We start from the raw sequence: 18,971 nt of genomic DNA on the forward strand, positions 1-18,971 counted from the left end.
TCTTGTAAAATACTATAGTTTTTTGATAGAGTAACTTTATGACAATTTTGAAGGTAGATGGAGGATTTTATGGATTATCAGCAGTTTAAAGAAATCATTTTAGGTAGAAGGAGCATCCGAAAATATGAAGAAAGAGAAGTATCTAATGAAGATATTTTCGAATTAATCGATTGTGCAAGGTATGCTCCAAGTGATACAAATTCACAAACATGGGAATTTATTGTTATAAAAAATAAGGAAAAAATAAAAAAGATTGAAGAAATGACATGGGAAGCACTTCATGAAAAGGCAAAAGATGCAGAAGAACGCGGATTTGATAGACCTGCGAAAATGCTTGTGAAATCTTTTGGGCCTTATGCAACTGCTTTTTCAGATGCACCCGTACTCGTTATATGCTTGGCTACCCCTTATGAATCAAAATTCAGGGAAAAAGTGTTCGATCCAATTCAACTTGTTCCTGATGAAATATGGCGTGAAGAAGGGATTAAAAGCAGTTGTTTAGCTGTGCAAAATTTTATGCTCGCTGCACATGCCAAAGGATTGGGAACATGTCCAATGACTGGACCTGTGCTTCTTGCTGAAAAAAAATTACGCGAATATTTACAAATAGAAAATGAAAAAACGATTAATATGGTTGTTGCTTTAGGATATCCGAAAGAAACACCAAAAAAATTGAGCCGAAAAGAAGTTTCAGAAATAACAAAGATCATAGAATAAAAATAAATGCATTAAAGCGAAGAAGCTCACCTGAATCCAGGTGAGCTTCTCCATTATTTTTTATCAAATATATGTACTTTAGAAGTACTAAGTAACTATTTTGTAAAGCTTTCAGTAAGTGGAGGTATAATTTGCTTTTTACGTGAAACGACACCTTTTAATGTTGCCATATTATTGTCTAATTTAACATTAAATGCTTTTTCAACATTTTCTGCAGCTTTTCCTAATGCAAGAGCAATTGAATCGCTATTTAAAATATCTGTAACAACAAGTACGAATAAATCTAAGTTTTTCTCATTAATAAATGCATTCATTGCTTCTTCTAGCTCTTGTTTTCTAGAAAGAATATCGTTTGGATCAATAGCATTTACTTGAGCAACTTGAACTTTAGCAGTTCCCATCGGAAATTCTTTTGAGTCTAGAGAAATTAATTCAGCTGCTGTTTTATCACTTAAATCAGCACCTGCTTTTAACATAGCAAGTCCGTACTCTTCCGCACTAACTCCTGCAATTTCTGCTAATTCTTTTGCAGCCTGCACATCTTGTTCTGTGCAAGTAGGTGATTTAAATAGAAGCGAGTCAGAAATAATCGCAGATAACATTAATCCAGCAATTTCTTTGTCAATAGCAATTCCATTTTCTTTATACATTTTATTTAAAATGGTTGCAGTACAACCGACTGGTTCAACACGAAAATATAGTGGGTCTTTTGTTTCAAAATTAGCGACACGATGATGGTCAATAACTTCAGCAATGCGCACTTCAGTAATATCATCTGCACTCTGTTGGCGTTCATTATGATCGACCAATATAACTGTATTTACCTCAGAGGATACTTTTTCTACTAAACGAGGAGCTTGAACACCGAAATAGTCAAGTGCATATTGCGTTTCTTTATTCACTTGGCCTAAACGGATTGCTTCAGTGTTGAAGCCTAATTTCTTTTTTAAATCATTGTAAGCAATCGCTGAACAGATTGAATCTGTATCCGGATTTTTGTGTCCGAGAATTAATATCTTTTCCATAAACTCTCTCCTTTTCATCAATGATCATAATAAATTCTGGTTGACATAACCCCATTTTCATACATAAGCTATTTTACTGTAAAAAAAAGAGCAAGAAAAGACAAAAATATTTGCTCTTTTTTTAATTTTTGTTCATTGATTTATTGTATTGAAACCTCATAAGTATTTGATTTAGTTCTTCTGCCCTATTTGAAAGTGTATTCGCAGAAGCAGTAATTTCCTGCATATAAGCCAATTGTTCTTCTGTTGCTTGTGCTACTCTTTCTGCTGTTAAGGAATTATCTTTTGCTATTATTGCGAGATCTGTAATTGTTTTAGATACTTGAGTGACAGCAGCGGACATTTGCTCAATAATGGATGAAACTTCCTCGATTTGCGGAGCGATTTCTTCTGCGCTTTCCAAAATTTGCTTAAATTTTTGAATCGCTTCATTAGAAACTTGTACACCCATCTGAACGCTTTCAGTCACACGTGCCATAATCTGTACAGAGCTTTCGGTATCCTTTTGAATACCTTCAACAATCGCTAAAATTTCTTGCGCTGATTGTTGAGATCTTTCAGCAAGTTGGCGTACCTCATTGGCAACAACAGCAAAACCTTTTCCATGTTCCCCTGCTCTTGCTGCTTCGATCGCTGCGTTTAAAGACAATAAATTCGTTTGCTCAGCAATTCCTGTAATCACATCAAGAATTGAACTAACTTCTTTGGACCGCTCATAAAGTGATTTAATTTTATCATTAGATTCTTTTACAATTTCATGGATGAAATTCATTTGTTGAACCGTATTATAAACGGATTGTCCCCCAATTTTAGCAAAGCTAGATGTATTAGAAACTAACTCAGAAACTTTTTTTGTGCTGTTAACGATACGGTAAACTCCTTGAGATACTTCTTCAAGAGCTTTGGCGTTATGATCGACTTCAACCGTTTGTTTTTCGGCGTTTCCTGCAACTTCTTGAATAGCTGCAACAACTTGTTCTGTAGCGGTATTCGTTTGGTCTGCATTTGCAGAAAGTTCTTCAGATAAGGCAGATACCTCTTCTGCTGTTTGGGCAGCAATTGCCATTAATTCCCTAGAATTAACAATCATATGATTAAAACTTTCTGCCAATTCACCTATTTCATCATTCGTTTTGACAGCCATATTTTCTACTGTTAAATCACCTTTAGCAACTCTTTTCATTCCAATCGAAACCTTGAGAATCGGTTTTGTGATTTTATTAATAACATAATATGTGAGAATAATTGTTATTAATGAGGTTAGTAATATGATGAAATATGTATATTTTTGAAGAGATTTCGAGTCTTTTAGAACTAAATTTTCTGGCATAGCTATACTAATTCCATACCCAACCGTTTTGATCGGTGCATAGGCAATAAGAAAAGATTCATCAGACTGGGTAAAAGAAGCAATGCCTCGTTCTAACAAACTTTTTTCAAGAGTTGACTTGAATGATTGATCTAGGTTAGATTCCTTAATGGTCAATCCTACCGCTTCTTCTTCAGAAGTTACTTGCAAACGTTTTTCCGCATCAACTAATGTAAGAAAAGCAGATTTACTGATGTCCTCTTTTAAAAACGTATCAACTAGTACTTCAAAGTTTGCTGACCCTGCAAGTACACCAACAACTTCACCAGTAACCGACCGAATTGGAGTCGCCACAACTACAATCCTATTTCCAGTCGCTTTTGAAATTAATACTTCCGAAAAAGAAGATTCACCTTTCAAACCAGCTTGAACATAAGATCGGTCACTATAATCTGACCCAATACTTTTTGAGTTTGTATGGGAAATTACTGTACCAGTCTTATCAACAACGAAGTTTGTTTCAAAGACATCAGATCGTTCATTAAGAACTGTTATTAATGGAAAAATACGGTTATTATCCATCGATTTTAAAATTTCTGTTTCAGCAACAATGGAAAGCTTGTCCATTTGCGTTTGAAACCATTCATCAACTGCTTGTGCTTTATTTGCAACAAGCATACTCATAGCCTCTTTTTCTTTTTCAATTAAAGTATTACTGCTAAAATAACCTAACATTAATGAAACAATTAAAAGAGGAATTAAAGATAAAAGCAAAAATAAGCTAATATACTTGGTGCGAATGCTTCTTAGATGAAATCGTTTCTTTTCTGTCATCTTTCCTAAAAGTCCCCCACTTTATTAAATACCTAAATAAAAAGAAAAAATATATGAAAATATTTAATAAACTAAAGCAATATAATGGTATTACTTTTCTCATAAAAATACAATAATAAAAGTGCCACCCTTAAAATCAGGACAAATCAATAGGTTTGGCCAAAAAGTCGTATTTTATCGAAGAGTTAGTTATTTTTCCATCTTTAACCCTGTCGATGAAACTCCTTTTGTTCATTGGTTTTAATAGTGTTTGTTATGAACCAAACGATTAAAAAATATTTTATTCGTAACGGAAAGAGATGTTGGCATACCGAAATAAAAACCTTGCCCAAATGTTATCCCAATTGACTTAGCTGTTTCGAGATCAATAAAAGTTTCGATCCCTTTTAACACTACTTTCATTTCTTTTCCACAAAAATACAGCAACCTTTTTATTCTGTTTTGTTTTTCAATTGATTCTGATAACTCATGGGCAAGACTTTTATCTATTTTAATAATGTCTGGTTTTACCCAATTTATTTTTGATTGTGACAAAGGAAGTGAACCAACATCATCTAAAGCAATGCAATACCCGGCCTTTTTTAAAAAATGGACTGTTTCTTTGAACTTTAAAAGGTCATTGATCGGTTCTTTTTCACTAATTTCAATGACTACCCGTTCATGGACTGTAACTGGATTTTTATGAATAAATTCTAACAAAGATGTGCATGATGAATGTGTGAGAGTTGATGGAAAAAGATTAATAAATAATAAATAGTCATTGCTTTTCATAGATTGGGAGAAAGTATTGATTGAATGTTGTGCTGATAGTAGATCTAACCAACATTTTTGATTTTTTTCTTCCGCGTTCCTAAATATTGTTACTGGGTCATGTTTATTTGACCGTAAGAAAGCTTCAAAACCAAAAAAGTCTCCATCTTCTAAATGAATAATTGGTTGAAATACATGATAAAGATGTTCATCTGGTTGGATTACCAAGTTGGAAGTCAATCTTTTTTCCAAAAAGCGAATAGTCATTTTTATTCACTCCATGTAAAATAGTGTTATTTCAACTTTTTTTAACAAAAAGCGACAATTTTTATAAAATAAAGACCACCCTAATAGCAAAAAGGTGGTCTTAAAAACCATCTTTCGGGAACCCGGCGACCGTAGTTTTTAACCTTAGGCCCGTAGCTTTGCGTCCCTACCTTTCGATAGGTTTGCCATTTCGAGAATGTTCTTTATTCAATTATTTGCATTTTAATTCATTACAATAATACTAAAATTTAGAAATTTTGTCTATAAATCGACAAAATTCAACCTTAAATCTACAACCCGTCCATATTACAAATATTATAAATTACATAAAAAACTTTTGAATGGATGTCGTTAAAAAAGAACAGGTAGTCAAAACACCGGAATTACGAAGCTTCGATTGAAATTGATTAAGGATACTTGTTAGTATCGTTCTTTCATTTTCACTAATGATAAATTGAAGCCCATACTGTTGAATATTATCTTTTTCTTTCATCCAAACTAAAATGCCGTTCACCTCTACTTCTTGTCCTAAAATGACCGTTTTAATTTTTAATATCAAATCCTTTCTAGCTGGGAGTTTAATATTTGATAGAAAACGAAGTCCTCCCGGGCCGATATCCTCAATTAAAATTTTTGTCATCCCAAGTTGGACAGATTTACCTGCAATGGAGGTAATCGTCATTTCACCAATAAGGGGACGTTCGAGTGCAATTCGAAAAAATTTGCGGCGGTTTTGCACTGGTTTAACTGTTTTTTGTAATGCGGCTTCTGGTGAGCAAATGCCTTTCTTTAAAAGCAATTTAAATTCATCAGCAGGAATTGGTTTGCTAAAATAATAACCTTGGAGCTCGTTACAATGGAGATTACATAAATATGAGGCTTGTTCTTTTGTTTCAACCCCTTCAGCAACTACTTTCACATTTAATTTTTTCGCTAAATTAATAACGGCAGTTACAATTTCCGTATTTTCTAAATCATTAGGAATCTCTTGAATGAATGATCTGTCAATTTTAACGGTATCTGGTCTTAACTTTTTTAAGTAGCTCAGTGAAGAATAGCCTGTCCCATAATCGTCAATTGCGATGCCAATGCCAAGCGACCTGAGCTGTTCAATTTTCGCAATCATTTCTGATTCATTTTTTAACCATGCAGTTTCTGTTATCTCCAACTCCAGCCATTGAGGAGAAAGACCCGTCGAAAATAGTACGTTTTCTACATGATTAACAAAATCTGGGTGCAATAATTGTATCGGTGATATATTGACAGAAACTTTGATTGGTGGAAATCCTTCTTCTTGCCACTTTTTATTTTGCTTACAAGCCTCTAGTAATACTTGATTCCCAATTGTATGAATGAAACCAGTTTTTTCAGCTAATAGGATAAATTCCATCGGTGATATCATTCCCCATTGCGGGTGCTTCCAACGGGCTAAAGCTTCGGCACCAATAATGGTATACGTTTCGCTCGAAACTTTTGGTTGATAAACAACGACAATTTCATTTTCTTGGACCGCTTTCCGAAGATCATTTTGCAAAGTAAATTTTTTATAAGCTCCAACATTCATCGTTGGCGAAAAAATTTCAATATTATTCTTACCAATTTCCTTTGCCCGTGCTAAAGCCAAATCTGCATTTTGAATGAAAGTATAGACACTTTCTGCGCCGTATGGGTACAGACAAATGCCAGCAGTAGTTGTCAAAAAAATTTCATATCCATCAATGATAAACGGCCACTGAAATATGTTGATATATTGCTGACATATATCGTTAATTTCTTCCATATTATTAATATTAGTAATAATTATCGCAAATTCATCTCCACTAATTCTGGCAACAAAGTCATCAAGCATTCTCGCTCGCGTTAAACGAATCGCTACATCTTTTAACAATTTATCTCCAATTTTTGGACCGAGTGTATCATTGATAAATTTAAAATCATCTAAATTGAGGATCATTAGTGCTAATAAACTTTGGTTCATTTTTGCTTTATGTAGGTTTTTCTCCAGTTGCATTTCAAAAAGGAGTCGGTTAGGAATTCCAGTCAAATAATCACTATAAGCAATCCGTTCAATTTTATCTTTTTGGTGTTCAAGTTCTTTTTCCATCTTTTTTATTTCTGTTATATCTCGAATAATTGCAACATACCCAGCAATTTTGCCGCTAGAATCAAACCATGGCAAAGGAAAGACAGATGTATCCAAGAGCGAACCATCTTTCCTCTTCCTTTTTCCTTCCAACCCCATAATTGATTGACCATTCAAAACTTGCGCAAAGGCTTTTTCGAATTTTTCTTTTTCGAAATCTGGAATAATTGGATAGGGCTTACCTATAACTTCGTTCAATTTCCATCCAAACATGTTTTCTGCTGCTTCATTCCAATGAATGACATTCATATTTTTATCAAGAATGATAATAGGCAGTGGATTGTTTTGAATTAAGGATTCGTAATTTTGTTTTACTTGTTCCCAATCTGACATATTATCAAATCCCCTTTCTTATCATGAAAGAAAAAACCATTTCCCGAAATAAAAGGGAAATGGTTTTTGCCCTTCATAAAATTTCGGTAACTGGCTGACATTCCAAAAGATTGGAGAAGTCCCTATAGCTTTGCGTCACTGCGTTTCCACAGTTTTGCCTTTATCGTTTTCATTTGTATATAATTTAGACGGAGAACAAATAGATTTTATATCAAAATTATATTATTGTATAGTACAAAAGTACTAATGTTTGTTATTTCCAGGAAAAATATTTTAATAATTAACAAAATTTAAAGTTTTATTACATTGTAACATTTTTTTTACTTTTACATGTACTATAAACAAATGAATTTTAAAAATTTTATCCATTCATTTGCAATGTTCTATTCAACTTGCACGTGTGTAAGGAAGTCGAAATATGTTAATTAGAAAAGCTTATGATTATGAAATAAAAAGTTTGTTTTATTGGTCCGTTGCATTAACGGAAGAACTTTCAGCTGGTTATATGAAAAGAAATGCAAGAATGACACACGAAATGGTTACACGCGTACTTAGTAATGGAGGATATTATTTAGTTGCGTCTAACAATCTAGAAATAATGGGCTGGATTTTACTAGGGATTGATCAAAATTATTACAAAAATGAAAATGTTGGTTTCATTTATGAACTTTACGTTTTTCCGCACTATCGGAAGCTTGGAATTGGCAGGAAATTAATGGAATACGGATTATCCCAATTGAAAAAATCAGGAATGAATAAAGTGCAATTAAATGTGTTTAACAAAAATGGTGCCAAAAAAATGTATGAAAAACTTGGATTTAAAGATGTTGCCACCCTAATGGAAAAGGAAATTTAAAAAAAGTTATTGATAACGACAATCAGCATTAGGCTATTGTCGTATTTTTCTTTGCAATTACGTAAGTTTATAGAAAAATAATATTTCACTGAGCATACATATATATAATAAATGATTTTCAAAGAGGGGGTGAGTTGTCATGTTCCCTTGGAAACATTTTGAAACATTTAATGATTATATCAACTATTTAATGAATGTAAGACCAGAACAAGTTGATGAATTTATAAAAAAAATTCTTGATAGTCATTTTCCCCATTATTCAAATGTCCCTCACAATGAAAAAACAAGGGAGCAGACAGCATCCGCCTATGTTTCAAATGCTGATAATAAAGAATTAAAACATAATCATAATGTAAAGCAAAAAAAAGATGAAACAAACGAACAAAAAGAACCATTTGAAATAAAAGTATTTGAGTCCCATGAAGATGTCTTTGTCCATTTCCCAGTAAAACAAAAAAAGGATTTACAATCAGGCAAAATTTATTACAATTCCAATCAACTTATTATAAAAGACATACCAGCAATTGGAGCGAAACATAAAGTGTTGTTGCCGTCGATCGTCCAACAGCGAGGAGCAAAAATTCATTATAAAAATGGAATTCTGCAAATTAAAATACCAAAGGCTGATGATATGCAATTTACTGAAATTGACTTAAACTTTTGATAAATTTTTTAAAAAAGGTGGTTCTGTATGGCAATTTCAATTAATTTTGTATCCATTATTATTAATTCTCAAGATACAAATGCCACCGTATCGATGGGAGAAGTAACTCAATCAGGCTGGAACAGTCATCAAAAGCAAAACTTAGGAAACGGAATTTATTATGGTAATACCGCTTCACCAAATAATGTAATCAATATTTTAGACAATGATTTCATCGATATGCCGGTTCATGACAACGATCTTGTTCCTACGAATCAAAATCAATCTCTATAAATTTAGGAAGCTGGGAGGGAGTTAAAATTGAAAGTAAAACTTGAAATAGGACCGATCCAAGTAGAAAGTATCGAATCTGCCTCAGGTATTTTTATTTCACAAATGAACATCGTAAAAGGCTGGCATTCACAAGAAAAAAATAATTATGGGTTTGGAGATTTTGGGGATCAAAATGTCATTGAAAATTGCATCAGCATTGTGTCCGACGATGATTTTATTGATGCCCCCATGAATGACAATAGTATTATTATAGAAAAAAAATTAAAGCCTCAAAACACCAATACCGATATTTCACTAGGAGACATTCAAGTGGAAACAATGGATACAAATTCTTCAATTACTATTGGCGACAGCTTGCAAACAGGTTGGAGATCGCAATCAAAAATTAACAGTGGAATTGGCGATTTTATAGGAGACAATCTCACAAAAAATAATCGTATATTTCTATATGATAATGATATTATTGATAGTCCTGTTAAAAATGTTCAAACAGCAAGTGTTGAAAAACATAAAACAGAATAAATATTTTTGTTTTACCTAAATGCAAAGGTGATTACGATGAGTGATAAAAAAGAAGAAAAAATTTGTAAAAGATGTTTATTTAAAGCCGATGAGAAAGACCAATACTGTATTCGTTGTGGAGCACCTTTAATTAACCGTTGCACCGACTTTAAAACTGGAGGAAAACATTACTGCGGATTTGTGAATCGGCCTGATGCTCGTTACTGTGCAAAATGCGGTCATGAAACGGTTTTTAAACAGTATGGGTTAGTATAGCACTTTTTCGATTTCCGATCCGAAAAAGTGCTATGGATTCAATCGTTTATTTCTCTCTTTTTTCTTTTCACTATTATGCATATGTCTTTTGATAGTAAAATCGCTAAATTGTGTGACTTGATTTCGTCCTTTTTGTTTCGACTTATATAATGCTCGATCTGCTAGTCTAATTAAATGCATCGGTTTTTGATCCGCAATGGACGGAAACATAGTTGCAACCCCTATACTTGCTGTTACTATTTTAAAGATGGGCGAATTTTTGTGAGGAATTTTCAAGTCCATAATCGCATTTCTCAACTTCTCGGCTTTTGTATAAGCCGTTTTTTTATGATGGTTTGGCAATATAATCGCAAATTCTTCACCACCATACCTTGCGACAATTTCCCCATTCGTTCCAAATAATTCATTCAACTTATTTGAAATACTTTTTAAACAATGATCCCCTTTTAAATGCCCATATGTATCGTTATACAATTTAAAATAATCAATATCAAACAAAATAAGCGATAAAGGGCTTTCATTTTCTATTGCTTTCTTCCATTCCACCTCAATTGCCTGATCAAAATATCTACGGTTATAAACTCCTGTATTGCCATCCAGCTCTGCCAATGATTCAATCGTAGAAAATTTTTTATTAAGTTCTAATCTCATAATGTTGACGTTTTCTATTAATTCAGCTAATTCATCTTCTTTTTTGTATTCGGGGATACTTGCAGAAAAATCTTTTTTCGTGTAAGCTTTTACACTTTTATTCAATAATAAAACCGGTTGAACAATCGCTTTCATTTGCCGTTGTATGATCAAAGCATTTAATAAAATTAGAAAAATAGCGATGATAATAGTAATCCATTCAGTTTGCTCAATTTTTGAGATGTAGGTATTACGTGATTCTTCACGTAAACTTCCAGTTAATTTTATTGTTTCCTGAACAGCATTACGAAAATCATCAAATACAATTTTGGCTTCTTCAAACAGAACAACATCTAGTTTTTGTCCTTGTTTTGTCATTTCGATAAGTTTTTTTCCATATTGTTCTTGCCAAAATCGCCCTTTTTCGATAACGTCTTCAACTTTTTGTTTAATGTTAGGTTTATTTTCAACTTTTTGTTGGAGAAAATTTGCGGTATCATTGAAGGTCTTTGTCCCGTGTTGAAAACTTTCTAAAAATAACGGATCACCAGTTAAATTATAACCACGTTGTCCACTTTCTTGGTTTAAGAGTGATAAATACAATGTATGAAGTGATGTCTCTATTTCATCTGCTTCTACCTGATATTTTGAGTTCATAGAAAATTGGTAATCAAGTTCCCACAAACAAAAGATCACAAATACTATAAATACAATTCCTGAAATTGAAGAAGTAATGAGTAAATTCCTGCCAATTCTTCCAACCTTGAAATTTTTCATCCTCTTTTTCTCCTAATTCCAATAATTATCCAAAAATAAATAAAAGAAGATTGGTCAGTCAGTAGAAAACAACTAGATTTTATTAACAGTTCGTATTACTAAATTTACTATAAAACTTTTTTTATTATATTACCATATTCTGGTCTTTATGCAAAGAGGACGTGAGCCCTTAAAAACCTTAGTTTCTCAACTTTTTCTATTAATAAATTGTGAAATTTTTGTGAAATTTTTGTGATAATTTTGTGACGTTTATTACAGATTAGGTGTTCTTTCTTTTATATCGTAAAAATCGTAGGAAGATTCAAAATCTATTATTTATCTTTGTTAATTATTGCAAACAAAGAAAACTAAAAGTAATGAAGGAGGTTTTAAAATGTATCAACAAGCAGCATGGTTTACTACAATAATTTTTATTGCTGGTATCATTGGTGTCTTTCTTTACATCATCAACAATAGTGACCAAAAGGAAGACTACGGTACTGTAAAGCATAAAGGACACCAACTGCAAAAGTTTTATTTTCTAGCTTTAATCGTTGTGTTTAGTATTGCAACTGTGATTACACTGAAAGATCTTCCATTTGAACGGGCAAAAGCACAAGAAAATCAAATTATTGTTGATGCTATTGCATCCCAATTCGCATTTGAACTTTCACAAAACGAATTTGAAGTAGGTCAACCAATCGAATTTAGAGTTACTAGTAAAGATGTAAACCACGGGTTCGGTATTTATGATGAAAACATGCAATTGATAGCTCAAACTCAAGCGATGCCAGAATACACAAACCCAATTTATATTACGTTTACGAAACCAGGAACTTATAAAGTTCTTTGCTTAGAATATTGTGGGATTGCCCACCATGTCATGCAAGCAACTATATCAGTATATTAATAAAAGGAGGAACGGCTTATGAATACGATCATTTCTGATAATGTCGATCGTTCAACTAGAAAAAGTGTCATCTTTCCTACATTATTAGGAGCCATCGTCATTTTGTTGATGATGTGCATGGGGACGATCATGCTTTTGAATCAAGGAAAATTGATTTCAATTTCTGATGGATTTTTTTATAAAATCATGACACTTCATGGTACTGGTATGGTTGGCGCAGGAGCGATTGCAGGTTCAGCAATCATTTACTATTTCGTAAGTCAGTATGTACGTTTAAGCAAAGCTATATTTATGACAAACGTCATTGCTTTTCTAATCGGTGTTGTAATGATATTGATCGGGATTTTTGTTTTTGATTTTGCAGCAGCTTGGACATTTCTCTACCCTCTGCCAGCTATATCAGGAGGGATGTGGGGAATTGCTGGAGCATTCTTCTATTTAGGAGGAATGACAATTATTGGTACCGGTTTCCTACTATTCTTTCTTGATGTTGGCAGAGCAATTATAAAAAAATATGGAAACCTTGGAAATGCCTTAGGATGGCCAATTATTTTTGGAGGAAAAATGAAAGAAGAGCTTCCTCCTGCAGTTGTTGCAGCAACAATGGTAACGATTGTAAATACTGCTGCGTTAGTAACTGGTGCGGCTGTTCTTATTATGAGTATTATCAATCTTTTTAATCCGAGCTTTACAATTGATCCACTTTTAGCAAAAAACTTAATATATGCTTTTGGTCATATATTTGCTAACTCTATCATTTATATGGGGGTAATCGCAGTTTACGAAGTGTTTCCTAAATATACAGGAAGACCTTGGAAAACATACGGGATCTTTTTAATCGCTTGGAATGCTTCAACGTTGTTTACAATGATCATTTATCCTCACCATTTGTTGATGGATTTTGTCATGCCAAAATGGATGCTGATCATCGGTCAAGTTCTTTCTTATGCAAATGGGCTTCCGGTACTTGTTGTTACTGGATTCGGTGCTTTACAGATCATCTATAGATCTGGAATTAAATGGGACATGGCATCCTTGTTATTTTTTGGTTCAATATTTGGCTGGGTACTTGGTGTTGTTCCAGCAATAGTTGACGCAACGATTGTAATCAACCATGTCATGCATAATACAAAATGGGTACCAGGTCATTTTCATCTTTACATGGGACTTGGGGCTTGTGCGATGATTTGGGCGTTTATGTATTATCTTCTCAGAGTAGAAGGAATCAAACTAGTCTCTTATTTTGATAAGGTAAGCTTCTGGATTTACTTAATAACTTTTATAGGTGTTGCTGGCTCCTTCCTGTATAGTGGAAAAGTAAGTGCACCAAGACGTTGGTCCCAGCATTTTCCTGAATGGGTACCAGCAGACCAGTTTGGAGCAATTGCTTCATTTGGAGTTATATTCGCAACTTCAATTTTTATTATACGCTTTGCTGTATCGTCTAGATACATTGGCTCCAATGAAGAGAAAATGAAAACAAAGGATCAATTATATGCGTAATCATATTTCCACAGTCATCATTTTTATTGTTGGATTATTCATCCTTTGGGAAGGAACTGACGGGCTTCGGGCTTTTACTGCAGAAAAAGCCCGTCAAATTAATATTATGGAGAAAAAACCATTGCTTCCCAATGTAAGCTTGGAGGACGGGAATGGGAAAGCGTTGCAGCTTTACGATTATAAAGGCAAAATTGTTCTCGCAACCTTTATGTATACAAGCTGCGGAGATGTTTGTCCAATATTGGAAATGAAATTTAAAGAAGTATATGACCAACTCCCAAAAGAATTAATAGGTAAGGAAGTTGTCTTTTTGAGTTTCAGCTTTGATCCATTCCATGATACACCTGAACGTTTGAAAGTATATGAAAACCATTTTGGAGCAGATGGTATCACTTGGAAAATGGTCCGTTTTTCAAATGAAAAACAGCAACAACAATTTTTAGATTTGGCCGGTGTTATCGTCATACCAAAAGAAGATGGCGGGTTTGAACATAACGCTGCTATTTATTTAATTAATGAACAAGTTCGTCTCATAGAAATTTTTGATTACCAACATTCACAAAACGTCGTAAATAAAGTTCGTGCTATGATAGAAAAACGCAACAGATCTTGATTGCGGGGGAAAAAGATGAGTAAAAGATATGCTAGTTTCGGTTTCGGTTTGATATTTTTTTTAGCGCTCCCACCAGTAAAACAATTCACAGAATCTTTTATGATAGGACAAATGCTTGTACAAATTCCTCTGCTCGTTTTAGCTGGTTTTTTCTTAGGAAAAACTATTTTAGATATATGGCCGAATTTAATAAGTAAAAAATATAACGGGATTGCAGGTATTTTACTAGCCGTATTTACTATTTCATTTTGGATGTTACCCCGATCTATTGATGCTTCCATTAATGAGATGTGGTTTGCCATTGCCAAATATAGTTCATTACCATTATTGGCCGGAATACCTATTAGTTGTAGCTGGAAGAAATTACATCCCATCGGTCAAAATTTTATTTGGGCAAATTTAGTTTCAATGTTCATCATCATGGGATGGCTTTATCTAACATCACCGGTACGGCTCTGTAATAATTATTTGCTTGAACAGCAGCATTTACTTGGAAAATCATACCTTTTCTTAAGCGGATTAATAATTATTTCCGGGATTTTCCGTACTTTTATGATGGATCATGGTACAAAATATTAATTGAAAAAACTAGGTATCCATTTTGGAGCCTAGTTTTTTATTAAAAAAAGAGGTGGGATATGATGGACAGAACTAAATTTGTTCTTCCTATTACAACAATAGCAATGGCCATTTCTTTTATGACTTGGTCGGTTTTATCACCTTTAGCAAGCACATTTGAACAAATATATAATCTTTCCACAACACAAAAAAGTATTCTTGTTGCTATCCCTGTCCTTCTAGGTTCAATTATGAGAATTCCTTTAGGTATCTACACAGACCGTGTTGGCGGCAGAAAGATGTTTACAGGATTATTATTATTTACAATTATTCCATTAATCGGTGCTGGTATTTCCAATTCCTTTGCAGCCTTATTATTCTGGGCGTTTTTTATAGGGATGGCGGGAACTTCTTTTGCAATATCAGTTACATTTGTCTCAAAATTGACACCACCTGAAAAACAAGGTACAGCCTTAGGAATAAATGCAGTTGGTAATATAGGTACAGCTCTTGCAGGATTTGTGATTCCGTCAATTGCCGTCGCTTTTGGCCTCCAATGGGCTTTTTGGATTTTAATTTTTCCTACTGTCATTATGGCAGCCCTGATCTGGTTTGGAACACCAGAGACAGCCAAACCGACTGAAAAAAAGACTGTTCTTGGAGCTTTGTCCGTATTGAAATTTAGAAATACTTGGATGTTATCATTATTTTACTTTGTTTCGTTTGGTTCGTTTGTTGCCCTTGGAATTTATTTGCCGACGATGTTAATTGATATTTATGGAATCAACGCAGTTGATGCAGGATTTCGTGCTGCAGTTTTCGTTGTAGCGGCGACTGTATTCAGACCTGTTGGAGGATATTTTGCCGATAAATTTGGAGCTGGTCGTGTTCTAACCTATGTATTCATTGGAATAACAGTGATGGCATTCGTAATTTCGTTTGCTTTGGAAAACATTATTATTATGACAATTGCCTGCTTACTCATAGCCGTTTTTGCAGGTCTTGGAAATGGATCTGTTTTTAAATTAGTCCCAACATTATTCCCAAAAGATACAGGTACTGTAACAGGAATTGTTGGTGCTTGGGGAGGTTTAGGAGGGTTTTTTCCACCTATTTTAATGGGGATCGTGAAGGATATGACAGGGAGTTATTCGCTTGGCTTTGTATTATTCGCTTTGCTCGCTTTTGTATGTCTGTTCATTAATTGGTTAAATTTTGACAGAAGGAAAAGTCAAGTATTATATAAAAGAATTGCTTAGATACCGGATCGCCTCGCATTTATCGTTACGAGTAAAACAAAAGGAGCGGGGCGATTACATGAAATAACTTTTGTTTAAACCATAATCATATTATGTAAACTTTTAATGACTTTTTAATTATTAAAACTTTATTTTCTTATATAAAATTACAACCTTTTCATCATCTTCTACTTGATCAATTGGCTCATAATGTACTCTCTCTTCTAAATCAATCAAATACCATAGTATTGTAAAAGTAAAAATTATAATTGCTAACAATATTATTTCCATATTTTTTACCTCCAACTATCTATCAAGAGCAGTTGTTATCTTCGCCAGGTACATATTAATAGGATTATGGTTTCAAAAACATTATAGACAAAATAAAACCCATTCATACCTTATCTTAAAAATTAATAAAAAAACCACCTGTTTTTTTAAAGGTGGTTTAAACGCCTCTTTTATTTCCCCATACGAGTGCGTGAAGCTGAGGCAAAACTTTGATATCGTTCATTTTTGGGCACATCATTGTTTTGTCGATAAGCCATTCATATTTTTTCAGTAGATTTTTTACTAATATGTCATCGTCTTTTAAAGTTGTATCTGCGTTTCCAACTTGCAAATAAAAAGGTATATTGGGATATCTCTCGTGGATATCTATAGCAAACTGGAAATCAACATCGTCAAAAACGACAACTTTTAAACTTGCATTTTTCAACACCTTAACATTATCTACAATTAAATCTAACATTTTTAAATCCGTTTCCATGTGAGAACTCGGCGGCTTCGGGGAAAGAGTTAAATCATCAACATCCTTCATCCATTCCTGCCATTTGGATCCTTGCGTTTCAAGGGCCACTTTGATTCCCTTTTCTTTTAAAAGGTTTACGAGGTTCCCTATGGAAGAGTATAAAGCTGGATTCCCTCCAGATATTGTCACATGATCAAAACAATCTTGCCCCAATTCATATAATTGATTCCAAATTTCTTCAGCAGTCATTTGTTTTATCTCATCTTTCGCTGATCCATCCCATGTAAATGCAGAATCACACCAACTGCAACGATAGTCACAGCCAGCGGTTCGAACAAACATTGTTTTGCGTCCAATTAACGCTCCTTCACCTTGAATTGTGGGCCCGAAAATTTCCATAACTGGAATCCTTGTCATTTAACAATCACCTTGTACTGTCCAATATTTTTCCGAAGGTCAAAAATAGCAGCTTCTAAAAAAATTATGAAAGTTCCATCCACTCCCGTCTTGCCTCAGCATAGCTTGTGGGCGTTTCATATAACCGTACAAATTCCACTCGTGCACCGTTATATTTATTACGACGTTTTTCTATGGCTTTTTCCATTTTTTCAAAAATCCAAACAACCATGTTTTCAGCAGTTGTATTCATTTTCGGAAGTGTTTCATTTAGGTAGCGGTGATCTAAATAAATCTCTATTTCTTCCTTCCAAATTTCCTTTAATTCTCCAAAATCAATAACTATACCAATTTCATCTGGAAATCCACTAATTCCAAAAACGACTTTATACGTATGGCCATGCAAGTTTTTGCATTTTCCTTCATAGCAATGCAAATGATGTGCAGCATCAAAGGTGAATTCTTTACTAACGAGTACTCGTTTTTGATGGTATTTTAATTCACTGCGCTGTATGTCTCGATCAATTTTTTGAAGGTCTTCAACAATTCTAAAACCAAAGAAAATATTGTTATTGTCCATATCTATTCAATCCCCTCTTTCTCGGGAGTTTAAATATTGCTCCAATCCAGCTTTACGTAACTTACAGGCAGGGCAATCTCCGCAACCATCAGCAATAATTCCATTATAGCATGTTAATGTTTTTTCACGGACAAAGTCAAACGCTCCTAGTTCATCAGCAAGCTTCCACGTTTCGGCTTTATTCAGCCACATAAGCGGCGTGTGAATGACAAAAGACTCATCCATCGCTAAATTTAATGTAACATTCAACGATTTTATGAAAATATCCCGACAATCAGGGTATCCACTAAAGTCAGTTTCACAAACACCTGTCACAATATGTTTTGCTTTTATTTGATTCGCCAAAACTGCAGCAAAAGATATAAATAAAAGGTTTCGTCCTGGTACAAAAGTGGATGGCAACTCTCCTTTTTCTCCCTCTTTTACTTCAATATCATTTCTAGTTAGAGCATTAGGAGCCAATTGGTTCAATAATGACATATCTAAAACGTGATGTTTTACACCAAGTGTTTTTGCAATATCTTTGGCAACATCTATTTCTAAGCGGTGACGCTGATTATAATCGAATGTAACGGCTTCGACTGATGCAAATTGTTTTAAAGCCCAAAATAAACAAGTAGTGCTATCCTGCCCGCCACTAAATATAACAAGTGCACGTTCATTTTTCATTAATTCCAAACTCCTTTCAATTTAAAAAACACAACATTTCAAGTTAAATTAGTAGAGATGTTTGCCTTTCAATTAAATATCACTTATAAAGTAAAATTTATTTAATAACAAAATATCTTGAATATTCCTTTCATCATGAGTTCACGAATCCAAAAAGAAAATTATTATGAAGGAAAATCAACTCTTTGCGTATCTATTTCAAAAAAAAGAAGAATTCTTCCTATATTTATATAGAAATATGTTAAGCGTAGTCATATTCATTTTTTGATGTAATAATGGAAAAGCGTTGTCCACCTTAATATAAAGTGAATAAAATGGACAAAAAAAAATAGCATTCCTAAGAAAGAATGCTGTTCCTTCTTAGTTTTTTATAGAGGGTAGCTAAGAACCTCTACCGTAACAAACGGATTTTCTTTTAT

At 33.6% G+C, this 18,971-nt stretch carries 20 protein-coding genes and 3 riboswitches; of the genes, 11 read left to right on the forward strand and 9 right to left on the reverse strand.

The features are described from left to right. Positions 1–69 precede the first annotated feature (69 nt). A complete protein-coding gene (locus tag HR057_RS03935; RefSeq protein WP_173730120.1) occupies positions 70–717 on the forward strand; it encodes a nitroreductase family protein in 648 nt (215 codons plus the stop codon). Between the two features lie 95 nt (positions 718–812). Here the strand turns inward: HR057_RS03935 and HR057_RS03940 are convergent, their stop codons facing one another. The 4 genes from HR057_RS03940 to HR057_RS03955 all read right to left on the reverse strand — a co-directional run bounded on the left by HR057_RS03940 (position 813) and on the right by HR057_RS03955 (position 7,378). Beyond that, positions 813–1,742 carry a manganese-dependent inorganic pyrophosphatase gene (locus HR057_RS03940; protein WP_173730121.1) on the reverse strand — a complete coding sequence of 310 codons (930 nt, stop codon included), beginning with the start codon at positions 1,740–1,742 and terminating at the stop codon, positions 813–815. 121 nt (positions 1,743–1,863) lie between these two features. Next, positions 1,864–3,885, reverse strand: coding sequence for a methyl-accepting chemotaxis protein (locus HR057_RS03945; protein WP_173730122.1), 2,022 nt, complete (start codon positions 3,883–3,885; stop codon positions 1,864–1,866). A 240-nt stretch (positions 3,886–4,125) separates the two neighbouring features. Further along, on the reverse strand, positions 4,126–4,902 hold the full coding sequence (locus tag HR057_RS03950; RefSeq protein WP_173730123.1) for an EAL domain-containing protein: 777 nt from the start codon (positions 4,900–4,902) through the stop codon (positions 4,126–4,128). A gap of 113 nt (positions 4,903–5,015) precedes the next feature. Beyond that, a riboswitch (cyclic di-GMP riboswitch) is annotated at positions 5,016–5,099 on the reverse strand. A gap of 125 nt (positions 5,100–5,224) precedes the next feature. Continuing rightward, positions 5,225–7,378 carry an EAL domain-containing protein gene (locus HR057_RS03955; RefSeq protein WP_173730124.1) on the reverse strand — a complete coding sequence of 718 codons (2,154 nt, stop codon included), beginning with the start codon at positions 7,376–7,378 and terminating at the stop codon, positions 5,225–5,227. Between the two features lie 82 nt (positions 7,379–7,460). After that, positions 7,461–7,547, reverse strand: a riboswitch (cyclic di-GMP riboswitch). 249 nt (positions 7,548–7,796) lie between these two features. Here HR057_RS03955 and HR057_RS03960 point away from each other — a divergent pair. From HR057_RS03960 to HR057_RS03980, 5 genes are all read left to right on the forward strand, one after another. Beyond that, complete coding sequence (locus HR057_RS03960; RefSeq protein WP_173730125.1) at positions 7,797–8,234, forward strand: GNAT family N-acetyltransferase; 438 nt, start codon at positions 7,797–7,799, stop codon at positions 8,232–8,234. Positions 8,235–8,373: 139 nt separating this feature from the next. After that, complete coding sequence (locus tag HR057_RS03965) at positions 8,374–8,898, forward strand: hypothetical protein (protein WP_173730126.1); 525 nt, start codon at positions 8,374–8,376, stop codon at positions 8,896–8,898. Positions 8,899–8,925: 27 nt separating this feature from the next. Continuing rightward, the gene (locus HR057_RS03970; protein WP_173730127.1) at positions 8,926–9,171 is read left to right on the forward strand and encodes a hypothetical protein; all 246 of its coding nucleotides are present in this window, start codon (positions 8,926–8,928) and stop codon (positions 9,169–9,171) included. Positions 9,172–9,198: 27 nt separating this feature from the next. Further along, entirely contained in the window at positions 9,199–9,693 is a 495-nt protein-coding gene (locus HR057_RS03975; RefSeq protein ID WP_173730128.1) for a spore germination protein, read from the forward strand. A gap of 36 nt (positions 9,694–9,729) precedes the next feature. Beyond that, positions 9,730–9,948 (forward strand): hypothetical protein, encoded by a 219-nt coding sequence (locus tag HR057_RS03980; RefSeq protein ID WP_173730129.1) that lies wholly within the window; start codon positions 9,730–9,732, stop codon positions 9,946–9,948. 30 nt (positions 9,949–9,978) lie between these two features. Here HR057_RS03980 and HR057_RS03985 read toward each other — a convergent pair whose 3' ends face one another. Then, positions 9,979–11,355, reverse strand: coding sequence for a sensor domain-containing diguanylate cyclase (locus HR057_RS03985; RefSeq protein WP_173730130.1), 1,377 nt, complete (start codon positions 11,353–11,355; stop codon positions 9,979–9,981). Between the two features lie 373 nt (positions 11,356–11,728). On the opposite strand from HR057_RS03985, the gene HR057_RS03990 reads away from it, so the two are divergent. The 5 genes from HR057_RS03990 (at position 11,729) to HR057_RS04010 (ending at position 16,177) form a co-directional block, all read left to right on the forward strand. Further along, positions 11,729–12,244: a cupredoxin domain-containing protein gene (locus tag HR057_RS03990; RefSeq protein WP_173730131.1), complete on the forward strand. Its 516-nt coding sequence runs from the start codon at positions 11,729–11,731 to the stop codon at positions 12,242–12,244. A gap of 18 nt (positions 12,245–12,262) precedes the next feature. Beyond that, on the forward strand, positions 12,263–13,747 hold the full coding sequence (locus HR057_RS03995; RefSeq protein ID WP_173730132.1) for a cbb3-type cytochrome c oxidase subunit I: 1,485 nt from the start codon (positions 12,263–12,265) through the stop codon (positions 13,745–13,747). Beyond that, the gene (locus HR057_RS04000) at positions 13,740–14,360 is read left to right on the forward strand and encodes an SCO family protein (protein WP_173730133.1); all 621 of its coding nucleotides are present in this window, start codon (positions 13,740–13,742) and stop codon (positions 14,358–14,360) included. Before HR057_RS03995 ends, HR057_RS04000 begins: the two co-directional genes overlap by 8 nt. Before the next feature lie 15 nt (positions 14,361–14,375). After that, entirely contained in the window at positions 14,376–14,939 is a 564-nt protein-coding gene (locus tag HR057_RS04005; protein WP_173730134.1) for a hypothetical protein, read from the forward strand. A 62-nt stretch (positions 14,940–15,001) separates the two neighbouring features. Then, on the forward strand, positions 15,002–16,177 hold the full coding sequence (locus tag HR057_RS04010) for an MFS transporter (protein ID WP_173730135.1): 1,176 nt from the start codon (positions 15,002–15,004) through the stop codon (positions 16,175–16,177). 120 nt (positions 16,178–16,297) lie between these two features. Here the strand turns inward: HR057_RS04010 and HR057_RS04015 are convergent, their stop codons facing one another. From HR057_RS04015 to queC, 4 genes are all read right to left on the reverse strand, one after another. Continuing rightward, positions 16,298–16,447, reverse strand: coding sequence for a hypothetical protein (locus HR057_RS04015; protein ID WP_173730136.1), 150 nt, complete (start codon positions 16,445–16,447; stop codon positions 16,298–16,300). Positions 16,448–16,604: 157 nt separating this feature from the next. After that, the gene (gene queE, locus HR057_RS04020) at positions 16,605–17,324 is read right to left on the reverse strand and encodes a 7-carboxy-7-deazaguanine synthase QueE (RefSeq protein ID WP_173730137.1); all 720 of its coding nucleotides are present in this window, start codon (positions 17,322–17,324) and stop codon (positions 16,605–16,607) included. A gap of 64 nt (positions 17,325–17,388) precedes the next feature. Then, a complete protein-coding gene (gene queD / locus HR057_RS04025) occupies positions 17,389–17,883 on the reverse strand; it encodes a 6-carboxytetrahydropterin synthase QueD (protein WP_173730138.1) in 495 nt (164 codons plus the stop codon). A gap of 6 nt (positions 17,884–17,889) precedes the next feature. After that, the gene (gene queC / locus HR057_RS04030) at positions 17,890–18,552 is read right to left on the reverse strand and encodes a 7-cyano-7-deazaguanine synthase QueC (protein ID WP_173730139.1); all 663 of its coding nucleotides are present in this window, start codon (positions 18,550–18,552) and stop codon (positions 17,890–17,892) included. A gap of 354 nt (positions 18,553–18,906) precedes the next feature. Beyond that, a riboswitch (PreQ1 riboswitch) is annotated at positions 18,907–18,950 on the reverse strand. Positions 18,951–18,971 lie beyond the last annotated feature (21 nt).

This window comes from Calidifontibacillus erzurumensis, assembly GCF_013303125.1.
In the GTDB taxonomy this organism is placed as follows: Bacteria; Bacillota; Bacilli; order Bacillales; family Bacillaceae_J; genus Calidifontibacillus; species Calidifontibacillus erzurumensis.